Annotated in this window: 17 protein-coding genes; 8 read left to right on the top strand and 9 right to left on the bottom strand. The window is 62.5% G+C overall.

Features of this window, described 5'->3' with window-relative positions:
• Window positions 1-14: 14 nt before the first annotated feature.
• The 6 genes from AB4Y73_RS15415 to hisC form a co-directional block, all read right to left on the bottom strand.
• On the bottom strand, window positions 15-1,850 hold the full coding sequence (locus tag AB4Y73_RS15415) for a hypothetical protein (protein ID WP_441872755.1): 1,836 nt from the start codon (window positions 1,848-1,850) through the stop codon (window positions 15-17).
• The gene (locus AB4Y73_RS15410; RefSeq protein WP_441872754.1) at window positions 1,850-2,842 is read right to left on the bottom strand and encodes a PD-(D/E)XK motif protein; all 993 of its coding nucleotides are present in this window, start codon (window positions 2,840-2,842) and stop codon (window positions 1,850-1,852) included. Before AB4Y73_RS15410 ends, AB4Y73_RS15415 begins: the two co-directional genes overlap by 1 nt.
• Window positions 2,839-5,562 (bottom strand): Z1 domain-containing protein, encoded by a 2,724-nt coding sequence (locus tag AB4Y73_RS15405; protein ID WP_441872753.1) that lies wholly within the window; start codon window positions 5,560-5,562, stop codon window positions 2,839-2,841. The genes AB4Y73_RS15410 and AB4Y73_RS15405 overlap by 4 nt, the downstream gene beginning before the upstream one ends.
• Before the next feature lie 274 nt (window positions 5,563-5,836).
• Window positions 5,837-6,580: a hypothetical protein gene (locus tag AB4Y73_RS15400; protein WP_441872752.1), complete on the bottom strand. Its 744-nt coding sequence runs from the start codon at window positions 6,578-6,580 to the stop codon at window positions 5,837-5,839.
• A 651-nt stretch (window positions 6,581-7,231) separates the two neighbouring features.
• Complete coding sequence (locus AB4Y73_RS15395; protein WP_441872751.1) at window positions 7,232-8,644, bottom strand: amino acid permease; 1,413 nt, start codon at window positions 8,642-8,644, stop codon at window positions 7,232-7,234.
• Window positions 8,645-8,697: 53 nt separating this feature from the next.
• Window positions 8,698-9,795, bottom strand: coding sequence for a histidinol-phosphate transaminase (hisC, locus tag AB4Y73_RS15390; protein ID WP_441872750.1), 1,098 nt, complete (start codon window positions 9,793-9,795; stop codon window positions 8,698-8,700).
• A gap of 93 nt (window positions 9,796-9,888) precedes the next feature.
• Between hisC and AB4Y73_RS15385 the strand changes: the two genes are divergently transcribed.
• From AB4Y73_RS15385 to AB4Y73_RS15365, 5 genes are all read left to right on the top strand, one after another.
• Complete coding sequence (locus AB4Y73_RS15385; protein ID WP_441872749.1) at window positions 9,889-10,392, top strand: Lrp/AsnC family transcriptional regulator; 504 nt, start codon at window positions 9,889-9,891, stop codon at window positions 10,390-10,392.
• A gap of 120 nt (window positions 10,393-10,512) precedes the next feature.
• Entirely contained in the window at window positions 10,513-12,165 is a 1,653-nt protein-coding gene (locus tag AB4Y73_RS15380; RefSeq protein ID WP_441872748.1) for a thiamine pyrophosphate-binding protein, read from the top strand.
• Window positions 12,166-12,211: 46 nt separating this feature from the next.
• Window positions 12,212-12,460, top strand: a complete 249-nt coding sequence (locus AB4Y73_RS15375) for a type II toxin-antitoxin system Phd/YefM family antitoxin (protein WP_307481026.1) — start codon at window positions 12,212-12,214, stop codon at window positions 12,458-12,460.
• Window positions 12,457-12,726 carry a Txe/YoeB family addiction module toxin gene (locus AB4Y73_RS15370; RefSeq protein ID WP_441872747.1) on the top strand — a complete coding sequence of 90 codons (270 nt, stop codon included), beginning with the start codon at window positions 12,457-12,459 and terminating at the stop codon, window positions 12,724-12,726. Before AB4Y73_RS15375 ends, AB4Y73_RS15370 begins: the two co-directional genes overlap by 4 nt.
• Before the next feature lie 197 nt (window positions 12,727-12,923).
• A complete protein-coding gene (locus AB4Y73_RS15365) occupies window positions 12,924-13,601 on the top strand; it encodes a haloacid dehalogenase type II (protein ID WP_441872746.1) in 678 nt (225 codons plus the stop codon).
• A gap of 135 nt (window positions 13,602-13,736) precedes the next feature.
• On the opposite strand, the gene AB4Y73_RS15360 is transcribed toward AB4Y73_RS15365, so the two are convergent.
• On the bottom strand, window positions 13,737-14,012 hold the full coding sequence (locus AB4Y73_RS15360; RefSeq protein WP_441872745.1) for a hypothetical protein: 276 nt from the start codon (window positions 14,010-14,012) through the stop codon (window positions 13,737-13,739).
• A 306-nt stretch (window positions 14,013-14,318) separates the two neighbouring features.
• Here AB4Y73_RS15360 and AB4Y73_RS15355 point away from each other — a divergent pair, with 306 nt between their 5' ends.
• The 3 genes from AB4Y73_RS15355 (at window position 14,319) to AB4Y73_RS15345 (ending at window position 17,645) form a co-directional block, all read left to right on the top strand.
• Window positions 14,319-14,636 carry a hypothetical protein gene (locus AB4Y73_RS15355; RefSeq protein WP_441872744.1) on the top strand — a complete coding sequence of 106 codons (318 nt, stop codon included), beginning with the start codon at window positions 14,319-14,321 and terminating at the stop codon, window positions 14,634-14,636.
• 119 nt (window positions 14,637-14,755) lie between these two features.
• Window positions 14,756-15,577, top strand: coding sequence for a DUF6994 family protein (locus tag AB4Y73_RS15350; RefSeq protein WP_441872743.1), 822 nt, complete (start codon window positions 14,756-14,758; stop codon window positions 15,575-15,577).
• 379 nt (window positions 15,578-15,956) lie between these two features.
• On the top strand, window positions 15,957-17,645 hold the full coding sequence (locus tag AB4Y73_RS15345) for an HNH endonuclease (protein WP_441872742.1): 1,689 nt from the start codon (window positions 15,957-15,959) through the stop codon (window positions 17,643-17,645).
• Window positions 17,646-18,134: 489 nt separating this feature from the next.
• Here AB4Y73_RS15345 and AB4Y73_RS15340 read toward each other — a convergent pair whose 3' ends face one another.
• Both AB4Y73_RS15340 and AB4Y73_RS15335 read right to left on the bottom strand, forming a co-directional pair.
• Complete coding sequence (locus AB4Y73_RS15340; protein ID WP_441872741.1) at window positions 18,135-19,370, bottom strand: hypothetical protein; 1,236 nt, start codon at window positions 19,368-19,370, stop codon at window positions 18,135-18,137.
• Between the two features lie 4 nt (window positions 19,371-19,374).
• Entirely contained in the window at window positions 19,375-19,794 is a 420-nt protein-coding gene (locus AB4Y73_RS15335; protein ID WP_441872740.1) for a hypothetical protein, read from the bottom strand.
• Between the last annotated feature and the right edge of the window lie 82 nt (window positions 19,795-19,876).

Below are 19,876 nucleotides of genomic sequence, written 5' to 3'. Positions count from 1 at the left end.
TGAGGTGCCCGAAGCTAACTCCTCGCAACTTCAAGCTCCTCCACTGTGGCCGTTACGCGGATTGCGGTATCGGCAGGCTGTGAGAAGACTGCCGTGATCTCAACATCGCTGGGCACCGGCACAGTCAACACGTCCTCCGATGAGAGCAGCCCATTTGAAGACATCCACCCCATGAACCGAGGCATCTCAGCATCGGCAGGGCTGGCTGACTCATTTCCTCCAGACTCCGTCACCACTCGAGCGTCAACCCTCACTGCGACTGCATTTCCAGGCCGCCCTCCGGTCACAGCGAAGTCGTACCTTGCGACTATCTGGCCGCCCAAAAGGTCCAAAGAGGATTCAGCGCGTTGACGTATGGTCGCTTTGCGAGGGCGCCTGCCGCCGAGGCCATCAGATGCGCCCACTGATTGCTGTTCGGCTCCATTGCCTGAGAATCCAGAAAGCAGGCTGCCTAGGGCGGCCGATACCTTGGAGGCACCCTTTGAGGCAACACCGCTGCCGGCTTTAGCGCCTTGCACTGACAGAACGCGGAAAGTCTCACGAATTTTGTCTAAGGCGATCCTGACTGGGTTCGGCGAATTCCTTCCCACTGAAGCTTGCTGATATACCCAGTCGTCGTGCGTCACTGGCTCCGATTTGGCGAACCTTTCGTTCATGTCAGGCGCCGAGATGAATACGCCAAAGACAGGCACACCATTCGGCTGAGCCGAAACTGGCAGATACTTCACCACCATCCGCGGATCGCGCAGAAGGGCAACAGTGTTCTCAAGCTCTGATCCAGTTGCTACCGGCGTGTGGCTGATACGGTGCGTCAGAAGTCCCAGATTTTGATTTGGTCGCAAGCTTCGAATCGGCGTGAACGTAGTCTGCCAATTGCTTTCATAGCTTGAATCCAGGATCCGATTGCGGCCCTCCAGGTATGCCGAAGCAAACTCACGATATACCGGGTGGCTTAGCGGCTCTGGGCCGGGTATTGAGCTGCGGTCCGCAGTGAAATCAAATCGAATGTTTGGTCCCTTCCCCAGATCTAGGGCGTGTGGCCAGGCCCATTTCAGAGCAGCATCAGCGATTGCAGCCACTCGGTCTCGGCCGTTCGTGACCCCAGCAAAATCCGGTGCGACAACCATGATGCTCGTGCCTGTATCGTCGGCTGTCGGAATTCGCATGCCCAGACTCTCTGCCAACTCCCGAGCGCTGGGACCGGTGAGTGGATCTACGATGCCGTCTGCTCCCGGCACTCCCCACCAGTTCCGACCTGTATACCGACTGTCGTCATCGTCGTAGTCGCCATCACCTCCTGAAACGCCGATCACACGAGGCTCGATCAACCCGTTGTGGCGTGCCTGTGAGTAGACGAGGCAAAGACCAATTTGGCTGGCCCTGTACAAGACACCTTTGCCAAGCCCATAGGTTCCGCCTTCTAGGCCCTTGGCGGTCGAACGGCCAAGGTTCCGGACAAAATCAACGAAGTCCCGCCGTTCGCCCGATGTGCCGGATATATCGGCCCGAATAGGACCTCCCAAGCCGCGTGTCCCCGTATCCGAAATGACCAAAACTCGGATTCGGCGATCAAAAATGTGCTTGTGTAGCTCGGTAGATTTGCAGTGCGGCGGCAGTTCGCCAAAGACGTCTTGAGTCAAAATGCGAGTTTGTTCTATCGACATTTCATACTCGTCTACAGCAAATGCGATTCGTCCATTCTTCTCAGTTCGCGCATCCCAACTGTTCTGGAGAGACTCGCGGAGAACAAGATCCCAGAGCCCAAGTGAAGTGCGTCCGATTGCGTTGTCTGCAGAACGCGCATCCAAGCCACCATCAGCGCCGTACTGCTGCCTGTACAGCGACAACATCAGTCTTGCCCACTGTTCGCCACCAAGACCGTCGATAGATCGAGGTCAACCTCCTCCATGTGGCCAAGGTCTATTGAGTAAGAAATATTGCCAAGCCGCTCAATGGCGTCGGTCGGAATCAAGGTTTCCGCCGTAATTCGCGGGAAACTGGAGTCTACCAAATATGACTTCTCGGATAGCGTTGAAAACCTAACTCTTTCGTATGCAGAAGAGTCCAAATCCGAATAGTGTGCGCCGCCTAGCACCGTCAGAAGCTCAAGCCTGGAAACACCCAGTGTGATCAGCTCCTCGACCTTACCGGGCACGGATGTGCCGTTTGGCGAGCGCTCCAGTTGGAAGACTCGAAGGTAGAGGTCGCCCCGATCCGGCGCAGCCAGCTGACGGCCACCATGAATAGTAACCACCATGTTGTTGTGATTGGTCGTGGCCTTGACCTCAATAGAGCAGTCCGCGAATACGAAATCGTGTCGGTTGCCTCTTGGCCCTTGCCACGCATATATAGCCCGGGGTCCGTGAGATCTTACGAGCTCGTGGAGGACGGAGAGCTCTGCCATTATGCCTGCCAACTGCGCGGGCCCCAAGAGGGCTTCCCGTTCTGCCTCAAAGAGATTTTTCCAGCGGTCTAAAGTCGCCGAAACTGCGTTTGGTGCCCTTTCGGGGTCCAGTTCTATGGCATTGAGAACGTCGTCCGCCAATAGCCCGAACTGGTGGTGCAGCTTCGGGTCGATGCAGCGGAGAATCATGAAGGGCCGTTGCACGCCATCAACGGTTAACTCAAGTGTCTGCAGTGACAACGACTTACTATGCCAGTCCAGCGGGCCGCCGTTTGATGTTCCCACTGGGACGAGCAATGTGGGTCGCCCGCCGGCATCCACGGCACAAAGGACCTCGCCTTCAGCAGCAGATATGCCAGATTTCCGGGAATGGAAGCTTCCGGCGGCAGAAACATCCTTGGCCAGGAAATCGAAGACCGAAGCCGACGACTCTCTCATGCTTTCACCTGCTCGTCTTCGATTGCCTTTGCTTCATCCAATTTGTCGGCCGCTTCCAGTTCCTCTTCTAGAGCTTCAAGATATTCGGTGTCTACCTTGGCGGCGACGTAGTCAACGACTGATCGAGGATTGCGCGAATCGGGGAACATGAAGCAGAGCCCCACGACGTCGGCGGCCGCGAATAACGGAACTCTGCGGTTCGCGGCGGGTTCCAGCGCGGATTTGTCCAGCTCGGGGTCGGATTCCTTGGCGATGGGATAAATACATAGGAGACCCTTTCGATCCGTCGCCTGCCGCAGTTGGCGGAACTGCAGCAGCTGGCGGTCCGTAATTTTGTCTGTGGACTTTAGGTTCAGCGATTTCCGGATGAAGTCCAGCCCGACATCAAGATCGGCAACGCGGTCGGACGTCGATGCGACTGCCTTTAGATTGGCCGTCCCGTCGTCGCTGGGGATATACATCTTCTTACGGCGCAGGAGTCGGACTTTCCCGGAGAGCCCAAGATCCAGCTCCTTTTCACCGTTGAGGGGCTCCAGGAGTACAACGTCCCAGCGTTTCAAGTCACCTTCGGCACGTTCCTTCTCGATGTAGCGCCTGATAGCGTCCTTATCGATGGACTTTGCCGCGTCGTGGACCCTATAGCCATCCAGGAAGTCAAGAATTTCGTCAGCCGAAACGTCACGGAATCCGCGTCGAGACGCTTCAAGTTCGTTTTCGTCATGGCCTTTGCTGATCAGACGCTCAAACAGGTCTTTCGTTGCCGTGATATTGCTTTCCAGCCAGTCGCTATCGTCTTCCTTAAACATGATTGTCTGGACGCGACGTCCCGAATAACTGACTTGCGCTTTGACAGCGGAACGCATTTTCGCGGCTGACGTCACTGACATTTGGGGATGGGTACGGATCTTGACAGGAAGTTCTGCCGGCGTCTTACCCTCCGCTTCGTAGACCTGGATCTCCTCGCGAATCTCGGCTTCCACGATGGAAAGCATGAGGAACCAGCTCTTCAGCTCAGAGCTCATCCAAATGCGGATAAGATCTTCGTAGCCCACCCGGTATCCAAACCAGCGTCCCATTTGAAGCAGGGTGTCGTACGCCGTTGAGGCACGGACGAAGTAGCTTGAGGTGAGGCCTTCGAGCGTCAATCCGCGGGACAGCGTGTTGCCACCGATGACGATGGCCGTCTGCGGGTGCTCCTTGTCGTAAACCAAGCGGTCGTTTGATTGATAGTTATCCACAATAACTTTGGTTGCACGGGCTGTCTCAATCAGGTGCGGCATGAGGTCGTCGAATTCAATCGGCTGATGTCCAAATGAGTCAGCCATCACACGAGCCGATTCTGACTCCCACAGATCACGGAATACGTCGAAGGCGCTGTGGGCCTCATTGACCAGCTCGGCTCTGAGCCCGTCCAAATGATCGACGACGGCTTCGGCAGTCTTCTCATGCGCGCCAGCCAACATTGAGGTATGGATAAGCATTGAAGAATGAGTGACTTTGCTGGCGCGGAGTCGCCGGGCTGCCGTGGCCAGGAGGAACCACCGAATTGCGGCGTCCATTGCATCGGGCACCTCGGGAGACCACTGTTCCAGAAGCGTCTTGTTCCGGGGCGGGCGAACGGAGTCAACCTCCAAATCGGAAATCAAGCGGACTACATCCAAACCATCATCCACCGAATCCTCTAGGCTCTCAGCTTCGAACTGACCGAATATCCGTTCCGCACCAAAATAGTTATCGGGGCGAGGAAGGTCCACGATGAAGTCTCGTGGATACAGGTCACGTTCGACACTTGGATCGATAAGCAGGTTGGCGAAGGGTGTCGCGGTGTATGCGATGTATGCCGCTTTTGGGTTGGCTAGGAGGTCTCGGATTAGACCATTAATTGTCGACTGACGTTTTGTTCCTACATCGATTGATGCTTGGTCAGCTTCGTCGTCAATGATCAGAATGGGACAATTTTGACGCGTAGTCGCAGATGCGGTCTTGATCCATTTGTGGAGGCGCCGTAGCCGGGAGGGATTCTTCTTAATAACCGCAATTGAACGCATGGACGGATTACTGAGAATCGCGTCAGCCGAAGTGGTCACGCTGAAGTCCATATCGACGGAAGTTAGCGGGTGCCAAACTGAACTGCACGGTTCGATCAGGTAGTCATTGATCCTGTCCTGCGTCTGCGTGCGCAGGTTTTCGGTCGTTCCGGTGAGAACAATGATGAGTCGGTATCCGACGTCGGCCGCTTTTGCCACCACGGACATGAAGTTAGTCGTCTTGCCGCTCTGGACGTAGCCAAGTACCAGGCCTCGGGTGCTGATGGCTTCCTTGCCTGGAGGACTGCCCAGTCCAATTACTTTGGACGAAGCCGCATCAACTCCCTCCACTGCGGTTTCTGGTAGTTCTTGGAGCAGGCGAGACTTGAGCGTCGGCCAGACTACATCGTCGTGGCGTGGGCCAGAATACCAGAAGCCCACTCTCCGCTCTCTATCGGCCAAAATTCCAGGATCAGGAATCTCCTTGATCAGATTGAGCCGTTTCTCATAGACCACACGTCCTTCATGAACGAGCTCCGCTGGCGCATGCGCCAAGGCTGTTTGAGCCCCCTGCAGTGTCATTCCGCCCGCCACCAATGTTGCTAGCGTGTCAGCCATCTTCTCGACATCATTGTCGGAGTACCTTGGTGCCCCCATGTTTTCCCCATGTTCTGTTTGTGCTGAATCACTCATACCAGATGCTAGTAGTCTGGTCGGGCGCATCCACAATCTTCGCCTCCGGCGGGAACGACGGATGATGCTGCGAGCGTCCGCCGATGTAGGCGCCCCGAACCGCTTGACGGTCCGCTCAATCCATGCTGCTGGTGCCCGTCTGTGCTGTTGGTACATCTGGTCGGTGCGAGCGACTTCTTCTGGGTGGTGACGCGGGCGTCGTTGCCGAGTAGGGGTGAACTCTTTCCCCTAGTTGACGGACTTCCCGCCGCGCTCAACTCTCTTGGGAAAGGTTTCACGCATGCCAAGCGATTGCATTTCGGACAAATGCGGCGATACGCCGCACCGCTGCCTCGCCTGAAGGATGGGCTACCGCGTATGTGTTCGCGGCCCGTGACATGCATTCGTCCAGTTCCTGCCACGAAATCCAGCAGAAGACTTCAGGAATTCGCTCCATAAGTTCGGATTCAGCCGGCAGCGCTTCGTCGCCGACACGTTCGAGGACCGGTCCCAGAAACCTCCCTACAGTCTCCGCAATTTCGAGATGACCTGCACCCTTGACACGAACCGGCGGAGCGACGCCGAGCAGCAGCAGGATGGGGTTGGCGGAGCCCGCGTTGGACATCAAGGCAACGTATTCACGAGCAAGTTGCTCGGGCTGGAAGGCGCTGTATCTTATGCGCTTTGCTTCGACGAGCGTGTACGTATTCGGTGTCTCGAAGATGGCATCGGGTTGAACGACCACTTGCGCGTTGCGGGCACCGGACCCGAGCCTGATATCGCCCGGGAGAAAGTGCATTCGCACGTCCTCAGATTCAGCGGCCAGCACGAGCCGGGAAACATCCGCGCCATGCGCCGAGCGGACGACAGCTCCTAGGAAATCTGTTCTGGGCAAGAAGTCCAGACCAACTAGCACCTCGGCGGTAAGTACGTTCTCTCGTCCTTGGCCGCCGGCCCGATAATCTCGGGCTTTCTCCCACGAAATCTCTTCGAGCAGCTTACCTACTATCGAACTGGAAGCTGTGGTTGAGACGTCCATTAAGGTCCTTAGGCCGAGAGAGCTACGAACATGCTGTCGTGACACTAACCCAAGCGTTGTCGATGGTGGCCGTAACACGCCAGCGAGGGAGTCCGTAAACACACCGGACTTTCATGTCACTCGATTTCCGCGCCTGGCGACTGATCGCTGCAACACTGCTCAGCCGCAAATTAAGGCAACGGCTCACCAGCGGACACCACTCCCGACGATATGGCCAGCGCATCTTGTGGTGACATCCCGAAACGTGTTCAAAATCGAGGTCAACCTCGCCCTCGAAGCGGTCGTCTGCACCGAATTCGCCCGTGTGTGCGTCTCAACAAGCGTTCCTGGTTCGGTCCGAGGCCGCTGAGAAAAGCCATACATTTAGTGGGGCTTTAGGCTGAATTGAATCGTCAAGGCGGGCTTATCCTCGATCGCCAATTTAGTACTGCGTTGCTGTCGCAACTCTTAGCGGCCCCAGCGTGATCGATCTAGCGGCACAGCGGTCTCAGAAAGTGGGCGCCGCCGTCGGGCATAACCTGAATAGCTCCGGAAATTTCACCCTAGGGCGTGACCTCGGATAGATACCCGGCATTCTTGGCGAAGGGCGCGCCCGGCCACGGACGCGCCCTTCGTGTGCCTGACCCTTCGAGGTGGTTCACGGCGGTTGATTTAGTCGATGAGCACCCGAGGCTTGGCGGGCTCCAAGGATTCAACGACGGGCGCAACTTTCCCGGAACGGTGATGCAGCCAGTTCGCCACCGCCAGAAGCGCCACGAGTCCGAAGGTGCTCAGGAGCTGGGGGCGGGAATCCTCGCCGATGAAGCCCACCGTGAAGATCGCCGCGAGGATGAGCAGGCCAAAGCCCGTGAGCCACGGGAAGCCGGGCATCCGCAGGGGAAGCTCCGTTCCCTCGCGGTCGGCGCGAAGGCGCAGCGCCAGCTGGGCCAGGAGCGCTGACGTCCACACCAGCAGGCACGTCGAGCCCACGATGTTGAGCAGGACCGGCAGGACCTTCTCGGGGAAGGCCAGCTCCAGCACAACAGTGACAACGCCGAAAGCGACGCTGGCCAGGACTGCGACTACCGGAACCCGGGCCTTGGACACGGAAGCGAGCAGGCGCGGCGCTTCGCCGCGCTCGGCCAGGGAGAACGCCATGCGCGAGGCACCGTAGAGGTTGGCGTTGAGGGCGGAGAGCAGTGCTGCCACGGCCACCAGGGTGATGGCGGTGGCTGCGCCGGGCATGCCGGCGGCGTCCAGCACGGCGGCGAACGGGCTCTTCAGCCCCGCCGAGCCCACGGGAACTACTGCGGCGATAACAAAGATGGCGCCGATGTAGAAGATGAGGATGCGCCACAGGACCGTCCGGACCGCCTTCTTCACACTGCGGGCCGGCTCCGCTGTTTCAGCTGCCGCAACCGAGACGATCTCGGTGCCGCCGAACGCGAACGCCACCACGAAGAGTGCCGTGGCAATGCCGGCGAACCCGCTGGGTGCGAAGCCGGCACCGGTGAAGTTGGACAGGCCCGGCGACTGGACGCCCGGCAGCAAGCCGAAGAGCAGCGCGGCGCCCACCAGGAGGAACCCGACGATGGCCGCCACCTTGAGCAGGGCGAACCAGAACTCGAACTCGCCGAAGTTCTTCACGCTGGTCAGGTTCACGGCCGTGAGCACCACGATGAACACGAAAGCCATGAGCCACACCGGCAGGGCCGGGAAGATGGTGGCCAGCAGGCCGGCCGCGCCGAGCGCCTCGGCCGCGATGACTACCACGAGCTGCAGCCACCAGAGCCAGCCCACGGTGGCTCCGGCCACCGGCCCGTAGGCCTTGGCGGTGTAGACGGAGAAGGCGCCGCTGTCCGGGTTGGCTGCGGCCATCTCGCCGAGCGCCCACATCACCAGGATGATGAGCGTGCCCGCCACAAGGTAGGAAATCAGCACCGCGGGACCGGCGGCCTGGATGCCGGCGCCGGAGCCGATGAAGAGGCCGGCGCCGATGGCGCTACCCAGGCCCATCATGGTGAGCTGGCGGGGTTTAAGGGCCGCGCCGAGGGCGCGGGCAGACGTCTTTGTCTGTTGTTCCATTGGGGATTCCTCTGGTTGTAGGCGGAACGGGTTGGTGAAAGGTCAGTGAGTGCTCAGGCCGCGTGGGCTTCCAAGAGCCGGAGCACGCGGTCGTTAGAGGCGGGATCGGCAACGGTGATCCGCACGCCGTCGCCCTGGTACGCCCGCACCAGGATGCCGGCGCCGTCGAACGCGTCCACCAGCCTCGCCCGGAGGCTGTCATCGGCGCGGATCCACAGGAAGTTGCCCTGGCTTGGCTGCAGTTTCCAGCCCTGGGATTCCAACTGCGCGGCCATCCGGGCGCGTTCCTGCCTGACGGCGGCGACCCGCGTTTCCATCTCCTCCCCCGCGTCCAGCGACGCGACGGCCGCCTTCTGGGCCAGCGCGCTCACGGCGAAGGGAAGTGCGGTGCGGCGCAGCCCCTCGGCGATCGCCGGCGCTGCCACGGCGTATCCGACGCGCAGGCCGGCAAGTCCGTACGCCTTTGAGAAGGTGCGCAGGATGCAGACATTCGGGTAACGGCGGTAGAGCGCCAGGGAATCGGGGCCGCTGCCCGCTTCGGCGTATTCCACGTAGGCCTCGTCGATCACCACGAGGATGTCCGGGCGAACGGACTGCATGAAGGCCTCGATGCGTTCGTGGCCTATCGGCACGCCGGTGGGGTTGTTGGGGGTGCAGAGCAGGATGACCTTCGTGCGGTCAGTGACTGCCGCGGCCATGGCTTCGAGGTCGTGACCCTCGGCGTCGTCAAGCGGGATGCGGACCGGCCGGGCGCCTGCCAGCTCCACCAGGATGGGGTACGCCTCGAAGGAGCGCCACGCGAAGATCACGTCATCCCCGGCGTCGCACAGGCCGGTGATGATCTGCTGGAGGACGCCCACGCTGCCGGGTCCCACCGCCACCTCCCCGGCGGTGACGCCCAGGTGCCGGGCGAGCCGTTCGCGGAGTTCGACGGCGGCACTGTCCGGGTAGCGGTTCATGGTGCCGGCCGCAGCGGCCACCGCAGCGGCGGCAGCGGGCAGCGGTTCGTAGTGGCTTTCGTTGCTGGCGAGGGCTGCGATGTCCGTACCGGCGCCGCGGCGGCCCGGGACGTAGGACGGAAGTCCGGCCACCGCGCCACGAAGGGTGGGAAGCACGGTATCCGGTGCGATGAGGAGCTGATCACTGGTCATGAGGACTGATCATGATTGTGACCCGGCCCACAATGCAAGATACCCTCAAGCAATTGGGACTTCTGCTCAACTTCTACTAACTGTGGTGAAAATATGACCATCCCGAACCCCCGCACCTTGGATTCCCTCGACGGCAGGATCATCCTCGCCCTCGACGAGGATCCCGAAGCCAGCGCTTTGGCACTCTCCCGGACACTCGGCGTCGCACGTAACACCGTCCACGCCCGGCTGGCACGGCTCGAGCGCAGCGGCGCCCTCCGCTCCTTCAGCCGGAGGCTGGACCCCGCCGCGCTCGGCTATGACCTGATGGCCTTCCTCTCCCTGTCCATCAGCCAGACGCGGACCGGTGCGGTGGAGGACGGGCTCGCCGCGATCCCGGAGGTCATCGAGGTGCACGCCACCACCGGGGACGCGGACCTCATGGCCAAGGTGGTGGCACGCAGCACGGCCGATCTCTACCGCATCACCAACGAGATCCTGGAAATCGAGGGGATCCAGCGGACCAGCACGGCCATTTCCGTGCTGGAGCTCATGCCGCCACGCTACGACGGGCTCCTGAGCCGGCTCACCGAGCAGGAAGCCCGCCCCTCGAACTAAGTAGGGGTGACGCAGGCCACAAGTGCGCATATTTTCACTTGTACCGGCAGTTCCCTGCCAAATATCCCAAGCAGATTCAAGGCTCTTGCCTATTCGAGGGTCAGACCGCAGGATTCCTGCATGACTACTCTTACTGTCTCCGGCCGCGTGGCGCAGGTTCTCAGCAGCTATGTCAGCGATGTCTTCGGCGTCATGGGCAACGGCAACGTCTACTTCCTGGACGCCGCGGAACAGCTGGGCCTCCGCTTCTCCGCCGTCCGGCACGAGGGCGCCGCCATCGCCGCGGCCGACGCCTACTACCGGGCGTCGGGACGCCTCGCCGCGGGCACCACCACCTACGGCCCCGGCTACACCAACGCGCTCACCGCCCTGGCCGAGGCCGTCCAGGCGCAGATCCCCGTGGTGCTGGTCACCGGGGACGCCCCGAGCGTCGGCGCCCGGCCCCAGGACGTGGACCAGGCGGCCATCGCCGCAGGCCTCGGCGCGGCCACCTTCACCGTCACCCGCGACGCAGCGGGCTCCGTCACCCGGCAGGCGGTGGAGTACGCACTCACCAAGCGCACCGCCGTCGTGATTGCCATCCCCTACGACCTCGCGGCACTCGAAGCGGAGGATGAGGCACTTCCGGCGCCGCTGGCACCGCAGGTAACGGACGACGTCGACGGCGGCCTTGGGCAGGTAGCCCGCCTGCTCGCCGGGGCGAAGCGGCCGCTGATCCTCGCCGGCCGCGGTGCGCACCTCGCCGGCGCCGGCCCGGAGCTCCGCGAGCTCGCCGACCGGCTCGGCGCACTGACTGCCGGAACCGCCCTGGCGCTCAACCTCCTCAAAGGCGAGGGGTACTTGGGCGTCGCCGGCGGTTTCGGCACGGACACCGCGGCCGGGCTCATGGGCGAGGCCGATGTGGTCCTCGTGGCCGGGGCGAGCCTGAGCCCGTTCACCATGCGGTTCGGGCACCTGCTCGGCCCGGACAGCACGGTCATCCAGATCGACACCGCCCTGCAGCCGACGCACGCCCGGGTGGACACGTTCGTCAGCGCGGACGTGAAGTCTGCTGCTTCGCGCCTCCTGGGGATGCTGGACGGCGTCGCTTCTGTGGGCGATGCGTGGCGTGCGGAAGCCCGCAAGCGCCTGGCCGACGGACCGGCCCACCACCCGGGCTCCTCGGAGACGCCCGATGGCCGGCTGGACCCGCGCGCCCTAGCCACCGCCTTGGATGCGGTGCTGCCGGAGCGCCGCACGGTGGTCCAGGACGGCGGGCACTTCCTCGGCTGGGCACCCATGTACTGGAACATCCCGCGGCCGCAGGACCTGGTGATGGTGGGGACCGCCTTCCAGAGCATCGGGCTGGGCCTGGCCAGCGCCGTCGGGGCAGCCCGCGCGGTGGAGGACGGCCGCACCCTGGTGCTGGCCTCGGGCGACGGCGGTTTCCTGATGGGCCTGTCCGACCTCGAATCGCTCATTGGCACGGCCCGCAGCGCCGTCGTCGTCATCTACAACGACGCCGCCTACGGAGCCGAAATCCACCAGTACGCTTCCAAGGGCCTGACCGAAAAGCCGATGCTGATCCCCGAGGTGGACTTCAGCGGTGTTGCCCGCGCCCTGGGTGCTGAGTCGGCGATCATTCGCTCGCTGGCGGACCTGTCCGCGCTTCAGGAGTGGGTCGACGCGGGGGCGAAGGGAACCTTCGTGGCCGACTGCCGGATCACTTCGAGCGTCCGGGCACCGTGGATGAGCGAGTGGATGGAGGCCAAGCAGGCCAAACAACCAGCCTGACCACAGGTCCGAGTGGTACCATATCCAGTACCACACGGAGGAAGACATGGCCATCACCACAAGCGAGGCACGGCGTGATCTCTTCGGCCTGATCGAACGCGTCAACCTCGATCACACCGAAGTCGAGATCACGTCCAAGCGCGGATCCGCAGTCCTTATGTCCAAAGAAGAGTACGACGCCTTGGTGGAGACCACCCATCTGCTGCGGTCGCCTAAGAACGCCCAGCGATTGCTGTCATCCCTTGCTGCCGTGCGGGATGGCCAAGTCACCGAGCACGAGCTCACCGATCCGTGACCGCCGGCCGCAGGCTGGCATGGACCGCCGAAGGGCGGGAGGACTACCTCTACTGGCAGACCCAGGACCGTAAGACACTCAAGCGGATCAACACCCTCATCGAAGACACACTGCGCGATGATCCCTTCGAGGGCATCGGAAAGCCGGAGGCCCTGAAGCACGCGCTCGCCGGAGCATGGTCCAGGCGCATCGGCCAGGAACACAGACTCGTCTACATGGCGGATGACCAGTACGTGACCATCCTGCAGGCCCGCTACCACTACTAACGGCTGGTCCCCGAAGCGCCAGCCACGTGGGACCTCGCCTGGTCTTGATGGTGGGGACGGCGAATGGATGCGGGCCAACCAGGCGGCGAAGGCTGCTGTGACGAGCTAGGATCCGGAAGGAGTTGGCCCTGTCGCTTTGCGCGTCGGTTCGGGCACAATGGCGGAGGCGGATCCCACCGTAAGCCCGGGAGAAAACAATGGCTGGAAATCCTGCAGCAATCGTCTTTGACGTGAACGAGACGTTGTCCGACATGTCCCCATTGGCGGACCGGCTTGCCGAGGTGGGTGCTCCTCCCCTGCTGGCGAAGGTGTGGTTCGCGAGCCTGCTGCGCGACGGCTTCGCCCTAACTGCCGCCGGAGACAAACGGGCTTTTGCGCATATCGGCGCTGAGGTTCTGCGCGGGCTCCTTCCTGCACGTGATCTCAGCATGGACGTGGAGGAAGCCGTGGAACACGTCATGGCCGGCCTGGCCGGACTGAAACTGCACCCGGACGTCCCCGGCGGTGTACGGGCGCTGAAGAACGCCGGCTACCGGCTGGCCACATTGACCAACGGCTCCACCGAAACCGCGGAGACGCTGTTCAAGGACGGCGGGATCAGGGACCACTTTGATGTGCTGCTATCCGTGGAGGACGCACCCGCCTGGAAACCAGCCCCGGCCTCCTACCACTACGCAGCCGGCGTCCTGGGAGTTCCAGCCGAACAGCTGCTGCTGGTGGCGGTACACCCTTGGGACATTCACGGTGCTGCACGGGCAGGCTTGCGTACCGCCTGGCTCAACCGCACGGGAGGACGGTTCCCCGCGTATTTTTCGCAGCCTAACTACACCGCCGCCAGTCTCGAAGACCTGGCCGGGGCCTTGGCAGTTGGATAAGCAACAGCCTCAGCAGATTGCTGCCGCACCAATGCCTTCCGAGGCACGCAAAAGGAGGCCGACGGCGACACCAAGTGTCGCCGTCGGCCTCCTTTAATGCCCTCGGGGGTGGTCTCCCCGCAGGGCGCTGGAAGCCTAGGCCGCCGCTGGAAGCGTTACGTAGTTGCCCTCGATGACGCGTGCGGCAACAACGGGAGTGCCGTCCGCCGTGACATAGCTGCCACGGGTGGCGGAGGGCAGGTTCCGGACGCCGGACACATAGTTGCCCTCGACGCCGGCGGGGGCGCTGCCGGCGGGGAGTGTCACGTAGCTGCCGCCGCGCTCGGCGGTGCCACCGACGGAGGTCCCGGCTGCGGTCTTGAGGGTGGTTTCAGTTGAGGATGCTGCGGGGCGTTCGGTCAGCAAAGTCATGGGTTCTCCTTGGGGTTTCAGGATGTGGGCCATACAGGTTGTTGTGCCGCTCAAGCAGGAGGGCGGTTGCGCGTTGCGTCGGTTGCCCTGCTGGCCCGGGTATGTTCACCGGTGCGGTACTCAAGGGCTTCGGTGGCCTGCATCCAACGTTACGGGCTTATCGCGAGCTACTCAAAATAAGGTGGGAAGGCTCACTATTACTCTGGATCACACAGCCGCCGGATTAGGGCATTTCTCCCCTGTTCGCCGTCCGGCGCCGGGACTAGTCTCAGCCGCATCAACGTCCACTGCTGTCGAGGAGCCGTCATGGCCGGGTTTGTGCAGATCATCGAATTCAAGTCCTCCCGTATCAAGGAGATCGAAGAACTGGGCCGTCCCTCAAGAACCGAAGGGAGCACTGCGCCCACGTTCCGCCGCATTCTTGCCACGGCGGACAGGGACCACCCCGGGACCTATTTCACCATCGTCGAATTCGATTCCTTCGACTCGGCGATGGAGAATTCCGGCCGGCCGGAAACGTCGGAGTTCGCTGCCAAGATGGCGGAACTGTGCGACGGGCCCGTGACCTTCCACAATCTGGATGTCATATGGGAGGACACCGGAGACGGCGGTGGCAACGGCTAGGAGCCGCTAGGAGCCGGACAGGGAAAGATCAGCGCAGAATTGCCTCAAGAACGAATCTTTCGCTCCCATGAACAAATAACATCGCAGCATTAGCTGCGCACAATTTATGGGGGAAATCGATGATTGAACATGGTCTTGTGCTTGAAGAAGTCCGGGGCGGGCAGCCGCACTCGCCCGAGATGCGGGGCTTCGACACTTCCTTCGACTTCAAAACCGACAAGCCGGCGAGGACCAACCCCGACCCGGACAGGGACAGTCCTCGGCTTCGCAGGCTCCATCAGCTTCTTTGGAGCAAGAAGCTGAACTCCGGCGTGCTTTTCGCCCCGACCGTGCAGTCAAATCCTCGCGATGGCTACCTCATCTTCACCGACGCTTCCGGGGCCAAACATTGGTTCGGCAGCGACGCCATCACGAATTCCTACACCAGGTGGATGCGCCCGAGGAATCTGGCCGCCGCCATCGCCGGGCTGAACGAGAAGCAGCGGGCCCGCTACCTTAACCCTCCGTACACCATCGGCAGTGCGATGATCTGGCCCGTCAGGTCGAAGGACCGGCCCACCATAAACCAGGCGCGCGGGACCAGGCCGCGGATCGCCGACCGCATGGACCTCACCCTGGAGTGCATCCGGCGTCACTACGCAGGAGTACCAGAGAGCCCCCTCGCCGACGTCCTCACCGCCTACGCGGACTTCTTCGCACTCTTCGAGGGGTTCAGGGAGTTCGTGGACTTCTTCAACTTTCAAGACCTGGTGACACCCGACTACGACGAGGTTCGGTTCTACCTGCCGTTCGACAACTTCAAGCATCCCGGGACACCGGCCACGATGGACGAGTACGTGACGTACCGTGAGGCCACGCTGGACTTCATCGAACGACGAACCCGTCGGATAACCGAGTGGCTTAGGGATAACTGCCCCGACACCGACGACGACGGCGAGTAGCGCCCACGCGGGCCCGCCGAGAACGGTGACGGCGGCACCTTTTTGAAAGTACGACGGCGGCGCGCACCTCGAGAGCGCGCCTTGCGCAGGCCGCTTGTCTTGCGCGGGGGACCGCCCTGCCGTCAAGGGGCCGGCGGCTAAGCACAGGTACGGTCTGCGGAGAGTGTCCCGGTCATCGCGCTGTGTGCGCCAACCCGGCCACCGGCATTATCGCCGTGCCGACTCTAATGTCAGACCCCCGGTTCATGATGTTCTTATGGGCACTGATGGAGCGGGCGGCGGGGTTGAGCGGGCGCTGCCTCCTGCCGAGTCTGCTGCTTTGGCCGGGCCGTCAATGGCTGCCGGCCAAATTGTCGTACCCCCGTTAGAGGATGTTCGTATGGGAACCAGTGCGGGGACGGGGACAGGTATGGAGGCTATTTACGCCACCGTTGCTGCTCTCGCCGCGCTCGATGCCGAGGACGCTGCCCTCGCCTCCGCCGGCGGTTCGGCTGTGGCCGGGGACGGTGTGGATGTGCTGGCGCGGGCGTACGAAATTCGGCTGGAACGGATGGGGCTGGAAAAGAAGCTGGAGGCCCAGGCCGCAGCCCGGAAGGCCAGGTCCGTGGCCGAAGCCATGGACCTGCAACACGCGATGACCCCACCAGAGGCGCCCCTGCATGAGCGGACCTACACCGAGATGTCCACGGTTGAGGAAATCGGCGGGATCCTGACCATCAGTTCCGGGGCCGCGTCCTCGTTCGTGGATCAGTCCCGGCAGGTGTGTGCATTGCCGCTGGTCATGGACGCCCTCTCCACAGGCAGCCTCTCATGGCAGCAGGCACGGATCTTCGCCGACGAGACCGAGGCTTTGGACCATCCCGCCGCGGCCGCTTTGGTGGAGCACTTCCTCGACCCAGACGCCCCTAACCCGGCAAGAGGTTGCCCCGCGCGGGAGCTGGCGCCGGCCCGGTTGCGGGCCAGGCTGCGGGGCTGGCGGGAACGGCACCACCCTGAATCGATTGAGAAGCGCCACCGCAAGGGCGTGGCGGATCGGCGCGTGGAATTCACTCCGGACCGGGACGGGATGGCCTGGATCGCCGCATACCTGCCAGCAGACCAGGCGTTGGCGATCTCGAACAGCCTCACCGCCACCGCACGCAGCCTCCAAGGCCCCAACGAAACCCGCACTCTTACCCAACTCAAATCCGACGACTTCGCCAGACGACTCCTCACCAACAGAACAGTCGCCGCCACCATCCCCACCACCGTCTCCCTCCAGGGCGAGGGCGATGCGCAGGAGGACCTGCTTGGCTTGGCCACTCTCGTCGGCTCCGATGAGCCCATGCCAGAGTTCTACAGCTTCGATACCGTCGCAAACAGTGACCGCCCGGACCAGGCTGGACCGGTGTTGAGCGGAACCACCACAGATCCGGATGCAGGCAAGGTTCCCACGCCCCGCGCCGACGTGCTCGTCACCGTCCCGCTCTTCGCACTCCTGGGCCTCACCGACGAACCCGCAGAGCTAGACGGTTACGGGCCCATTCCCGCCTCGATGGCCCGCCAGCTCCTCGCCGGCGGCGCCGAATCCTTCCGCAGGGTCCTGCTCGACCCCAGCGACGGAACACCCCTGGAAATCGGTCGCACCAGTTATCGACTCACCAAAGCGATGAGAAAAGCGTTGCAGCTGCGGGACGGCACGTGCGTCTTCCCCGGCTGCAACAACAACTCCTTCGACAACGACACCGACCACCTACAGGCGTGGCAACACGGCGGAACCACCGGAATCAGCAATCTCGCACAGCTCTGCCCAAAACATCACCGCCTGAAACACAACAGCGGATGGACACCAACGGCCTCAACCAGAGATGAGCCACCCGGCTGGACATCACCCACCGGCCGCCACTACCAAGCCGAACAACCCGACCGCGAACCACCACAATGGCCGCCGGGAGTCCTCCCGTCCGAAATCAGTCCCTCGGCAATCGTTCCGCCGAAATTCAGTGGGTCGGAAATCAATCCACCGGAAACTGGTTCATCCCAAGTCACTCCGCTGGAAGGGCTGTTGCTCCAGCTTCTGTCCGGATGAAGGCCATATATTCAAGGTGCTCTAACCACGTACTGAGGCACGGTTTTGAGGACAAGGGCGAGTGCGGTGGAGCCCGCTTACCCTCCGCGATTGGCTGGCCCTCCCGTGAAGGAACTGGCGGCTGAGTGCAGGCCAAGCCTCCCCCTGCCCTGATTTCCTGCCCCGCCAACCCAGGCACCGCCGTCGCGTGTCCACACGCCGAAATGCCTGGAAACGCTAACCCGTGAGTCAGCAGCTGACGCCGGAACAGCCACGTCGCTGTGGCCAGTAAGAGCGCGGCGCCGGTCAGCAGCGCTCTCCGGACCGCCGGGGAGCGGCAGGGCAAGCGGGCGTGAAAGCGTCGACGTCATCGATAGTCCCCTGAATGCCGCCGACCCCCTCGGCAACCGTTCGATCGTACCTGCCATCCTCATGGGTGCCGATTGCCCGGCCATTTGCCGGTGCCTTCACCGAGGGCTGGTCCGGCCTTGATGCGATGATCGCTGAACCCTAGACACGTGGCCCCGGCGGTTGGGCAGCGTCCCTGCGCGGTGTCCGGCCCACCGGTTTCATCTCCGCGGCGAACCGCAGGGCATCCTCAAAGCTGGCCCCGTCCAACCGCTTCACCAGGCGCTTGGCCTGCCGGAGCACGCGGGTCCTGTGGCCGGGCGCGTCCGCGGCCAGGGCATCCAGGACGGTGTTCAGGCGTTCCAAAGACTGCCCGCTGATACGTTCCGCCCCGTCCCCCAGCCAGGTGCCGGCGTCGTGCACCAGCCCGTTCAGCGCCTCCTGCACGTCCGGGCGCTGCTCCGCGAGCATGGCCAGTGCCGGGCTGGCCGCGGCGAACTCCGCCCACCACGCCCCCAAGCCCGGAGACTCACGGAACGCTCCGTCCCGGAATTCCCGCATAGAGTCGAAGCTCTTGGCACGGGACTCCTCCTGCCGGGCCTCTCTGCCTGCGCTGGACGAGAACAGCCTCTCAAGGTGGCAGTCCAGCTGCGGGAAGCCGCGGAACACCCCACTGATCTCCCAGTCCCCGTCCCCGGATTCGTCCCCTGACCACCGCCGGTTGATCGCGATGGCCGGCGTGGCCACCAGCTCGTCGGTAGTGGTGGTGAACGCTTCGGTGCCGATCCCGTCGTCGTTGTTCCCGAAGGTCCCGTACCAGATCAGCTGCCACCCGGACATGGCGTTCTTGACCGCCGCCTTGACCGACGTGGCGGCAGAGGACTTCACCACCTCGATCTGGTCCTTAATCTCCTGCGGCGTAGGAGCCGCCAGCGCATGCTGGAAACTTGCGGCCACCTTGACCACGGCCAGCTGGACAGCATCCACAAAAGCCGAGTAGCCCGTGTTGGCCAGGGAGTCTGGCCAACCGTCCTCCTCCATCAGGGACACCACCACGCCGGTGATAGCGGGGAGATCGTCCGCGCCGAGCAGCGCACGCAGCCCGGCATCGTTGACCGGAATCGGTTTCAGCTTGGTGGACCACAGTCCGACGGCGTCCGGCACCGGCACATCGTCCCCAGCGTCCACGTCCGTGTTGCCCAGGTTTCCGTGGCTTCCGTTGCTGGAAACGATGGTGGGCGAGCCGATCAGCCCGGGTCCTGCCTCGACGGCGAAGTTGTCGCCATCCACTTTGAAGAACACGGTCCAGATATACGGCTCCGCATTTCCCCACCCATCGCCTTCGTCATGGCAATGGACATTTTGCAGCACCGTTTCCAAATTCAGTGTGGCGCGCATGGAATTACTTCGCGCTATCGTCATCAAGCATGGGCTGTTCTTCTTCACCCGGTAGGGGCCGGTGCACCGGACCGCGGATTTGGCGGCGGGCCATGGATTGAATCCGCGGCGCTTCAGCCGTGACAGTCAGGCCCGAAACAGCCGAAGCGGCGCAGCGGCCCGATGAGGTCAATTTGCTGGTAAAACACATTCTTCCCGGTCCGTACTGGGTACTGCCCCAGATGTTGAAGGAAAAGGCCCACCAAGTGTACAGAATTCCGTTTTCGCACCCTTTCAGATGGCTGGCCAGCCCGTAGCCCGTCTCCTCAACCCAACTGAAGTCGTAGCACCACTTGGTCACCTTGCGCGTGCACGTATCGAACCACTCCCAAGGCCACGCCCCGGGACACCAATAAGTTTCCGTTACCACTACTTGCTGCGGCATGGCCGCCTCCTGACACTCCGCCGGCCGCAGCGCGGGCAGGCCGGCATCCCGGCATGACGCCGGGGCAAATCGATACTAGGAG

The sequence above is a fragment of the Pseudarthrobacter sp. TAF60_1 genome (genome assembly GCF_052113505.1).
Taxonomy (GTDB): domain Bacteria; phylum Actinomycetota; class Actinomycetes; order Actinomycetales; family Micrococcaceae; genus Arthrobacter.
The sequence above is the reverse complement of the archived record's forward strand: the minus strand, read 5'-3'. Positions and strand labels throughout refer to the sequence as shown.

Coding starts and splice junctions, on each gene's coding strand:
- AB4Y73_RS15415 (WP_441872755.1), bottom strand. CDS start 1,850: ATGTTGTCGCTGTACAGGCAGCAGTACGGCGCTGATGGTGGCTTGGAT.
- AB4Y73_RS15335 (WP_441872740.1), bottom strand. CDS start 19,794: ATGCCGCAGCAAGTAGTGGTAACGGAAACTTATTGGTGTCCCGGGGCG.
- AB4Y73_RS15385 (WP_441872749.1), top strand. CDS start 9,889: ATGACCATCCCGAACCCCCGCACCTTGGATTCCCTCGACGGCAGGATC.
- AB4Y73_RS15405 (WP_441872753.1), bottom strand. CDS start 5,562: ATGAGTGATTCAGCACAAACAGAACATGGGGAAAACATGGGGGCACCA.
- hisC (WP_441872750.1), bottom strand. CDS start 9,795: ATGACCAGTGATCAGCTCCTCATCGCACCGGATACCGTGCTTCCCACC.
- AB4Y73_RS15360 (WP_441872745.1), bottom strand. CDS start 14,012: ATGACTTTGCTGACCGAACGCCCCGCAGCATCCTCAACTGAAACCACC.
- AB4Y73_RS15355 (WP_441872744.1), top strand. CDS start 14,319: ATGGCCGGGTTTGTGCAGATCATCGAATTCAAGTCCTCCCGTATCAAG.
- AB4Y73_RS15350 (WP_441872743.1), top strand. CDS start 14,756: ATGATTGAACATGGTCTTGTGCTTGAAGAAGTCCGGGGCGGGCAGCCG.
- AB4Y73_RS15400 (WP_441872752.1), bottom strand. CDS start 6,580: ATGGACGTCTCAACCACAGCTTCCAGTTCGATAGTAGGTAAGCTGCTC.
- AB4Y73_RS15340 (WP_441872741.1), bottom strand. CDS start 19,370: ATGCGCGCCACACTGAATTTGGAAACGGTGCTGCAAAATGTCCATTGC.
- AB4Y73_RS15380 (WP_441872748.1), top strand. CDS start 10,513: ATGACTACTCTTACTGTCTCCGGCCGCGTGGCGCAGGTTCTCAGCAGC.
- AB4Y73_RS15365 (WP_441872746.1), top strand. CDS start 12,924: ATGGCTGGAAATCCTGCAGCAATCGTCTTTGACGTGAACGAGACGTTG.
- AB4Y73_RS15410 (WP_441872754.1), bottom strand. CDS start 2,842: ATGAGAGAGTCGTCGGCTTCGGTCTTCGATTTCCTGGCCAAGGATGTT.
- AB4Y73_RS15375 (WP_307481026.1), top strand. CDS start 12,212: ATGGCCATCACCACAAGCGAGGCACGGCGTGATCTCTTCGGCCTGATC.
- AB4Y73_RS15395 (WP_441872751.1), bottom strand. CDS start 8,644: ATGGAACAACAGACAAAGACGTCTGCCCGCGCCCTCGGCGCGGCCCTT.
- AB4Y73_RS15345 (WP_441872742.1), top strand. CDS start 15,957: ATGGGAACCAGTGCGGGGACGGGGACAGGTATGGAGGCTATTTACGCC.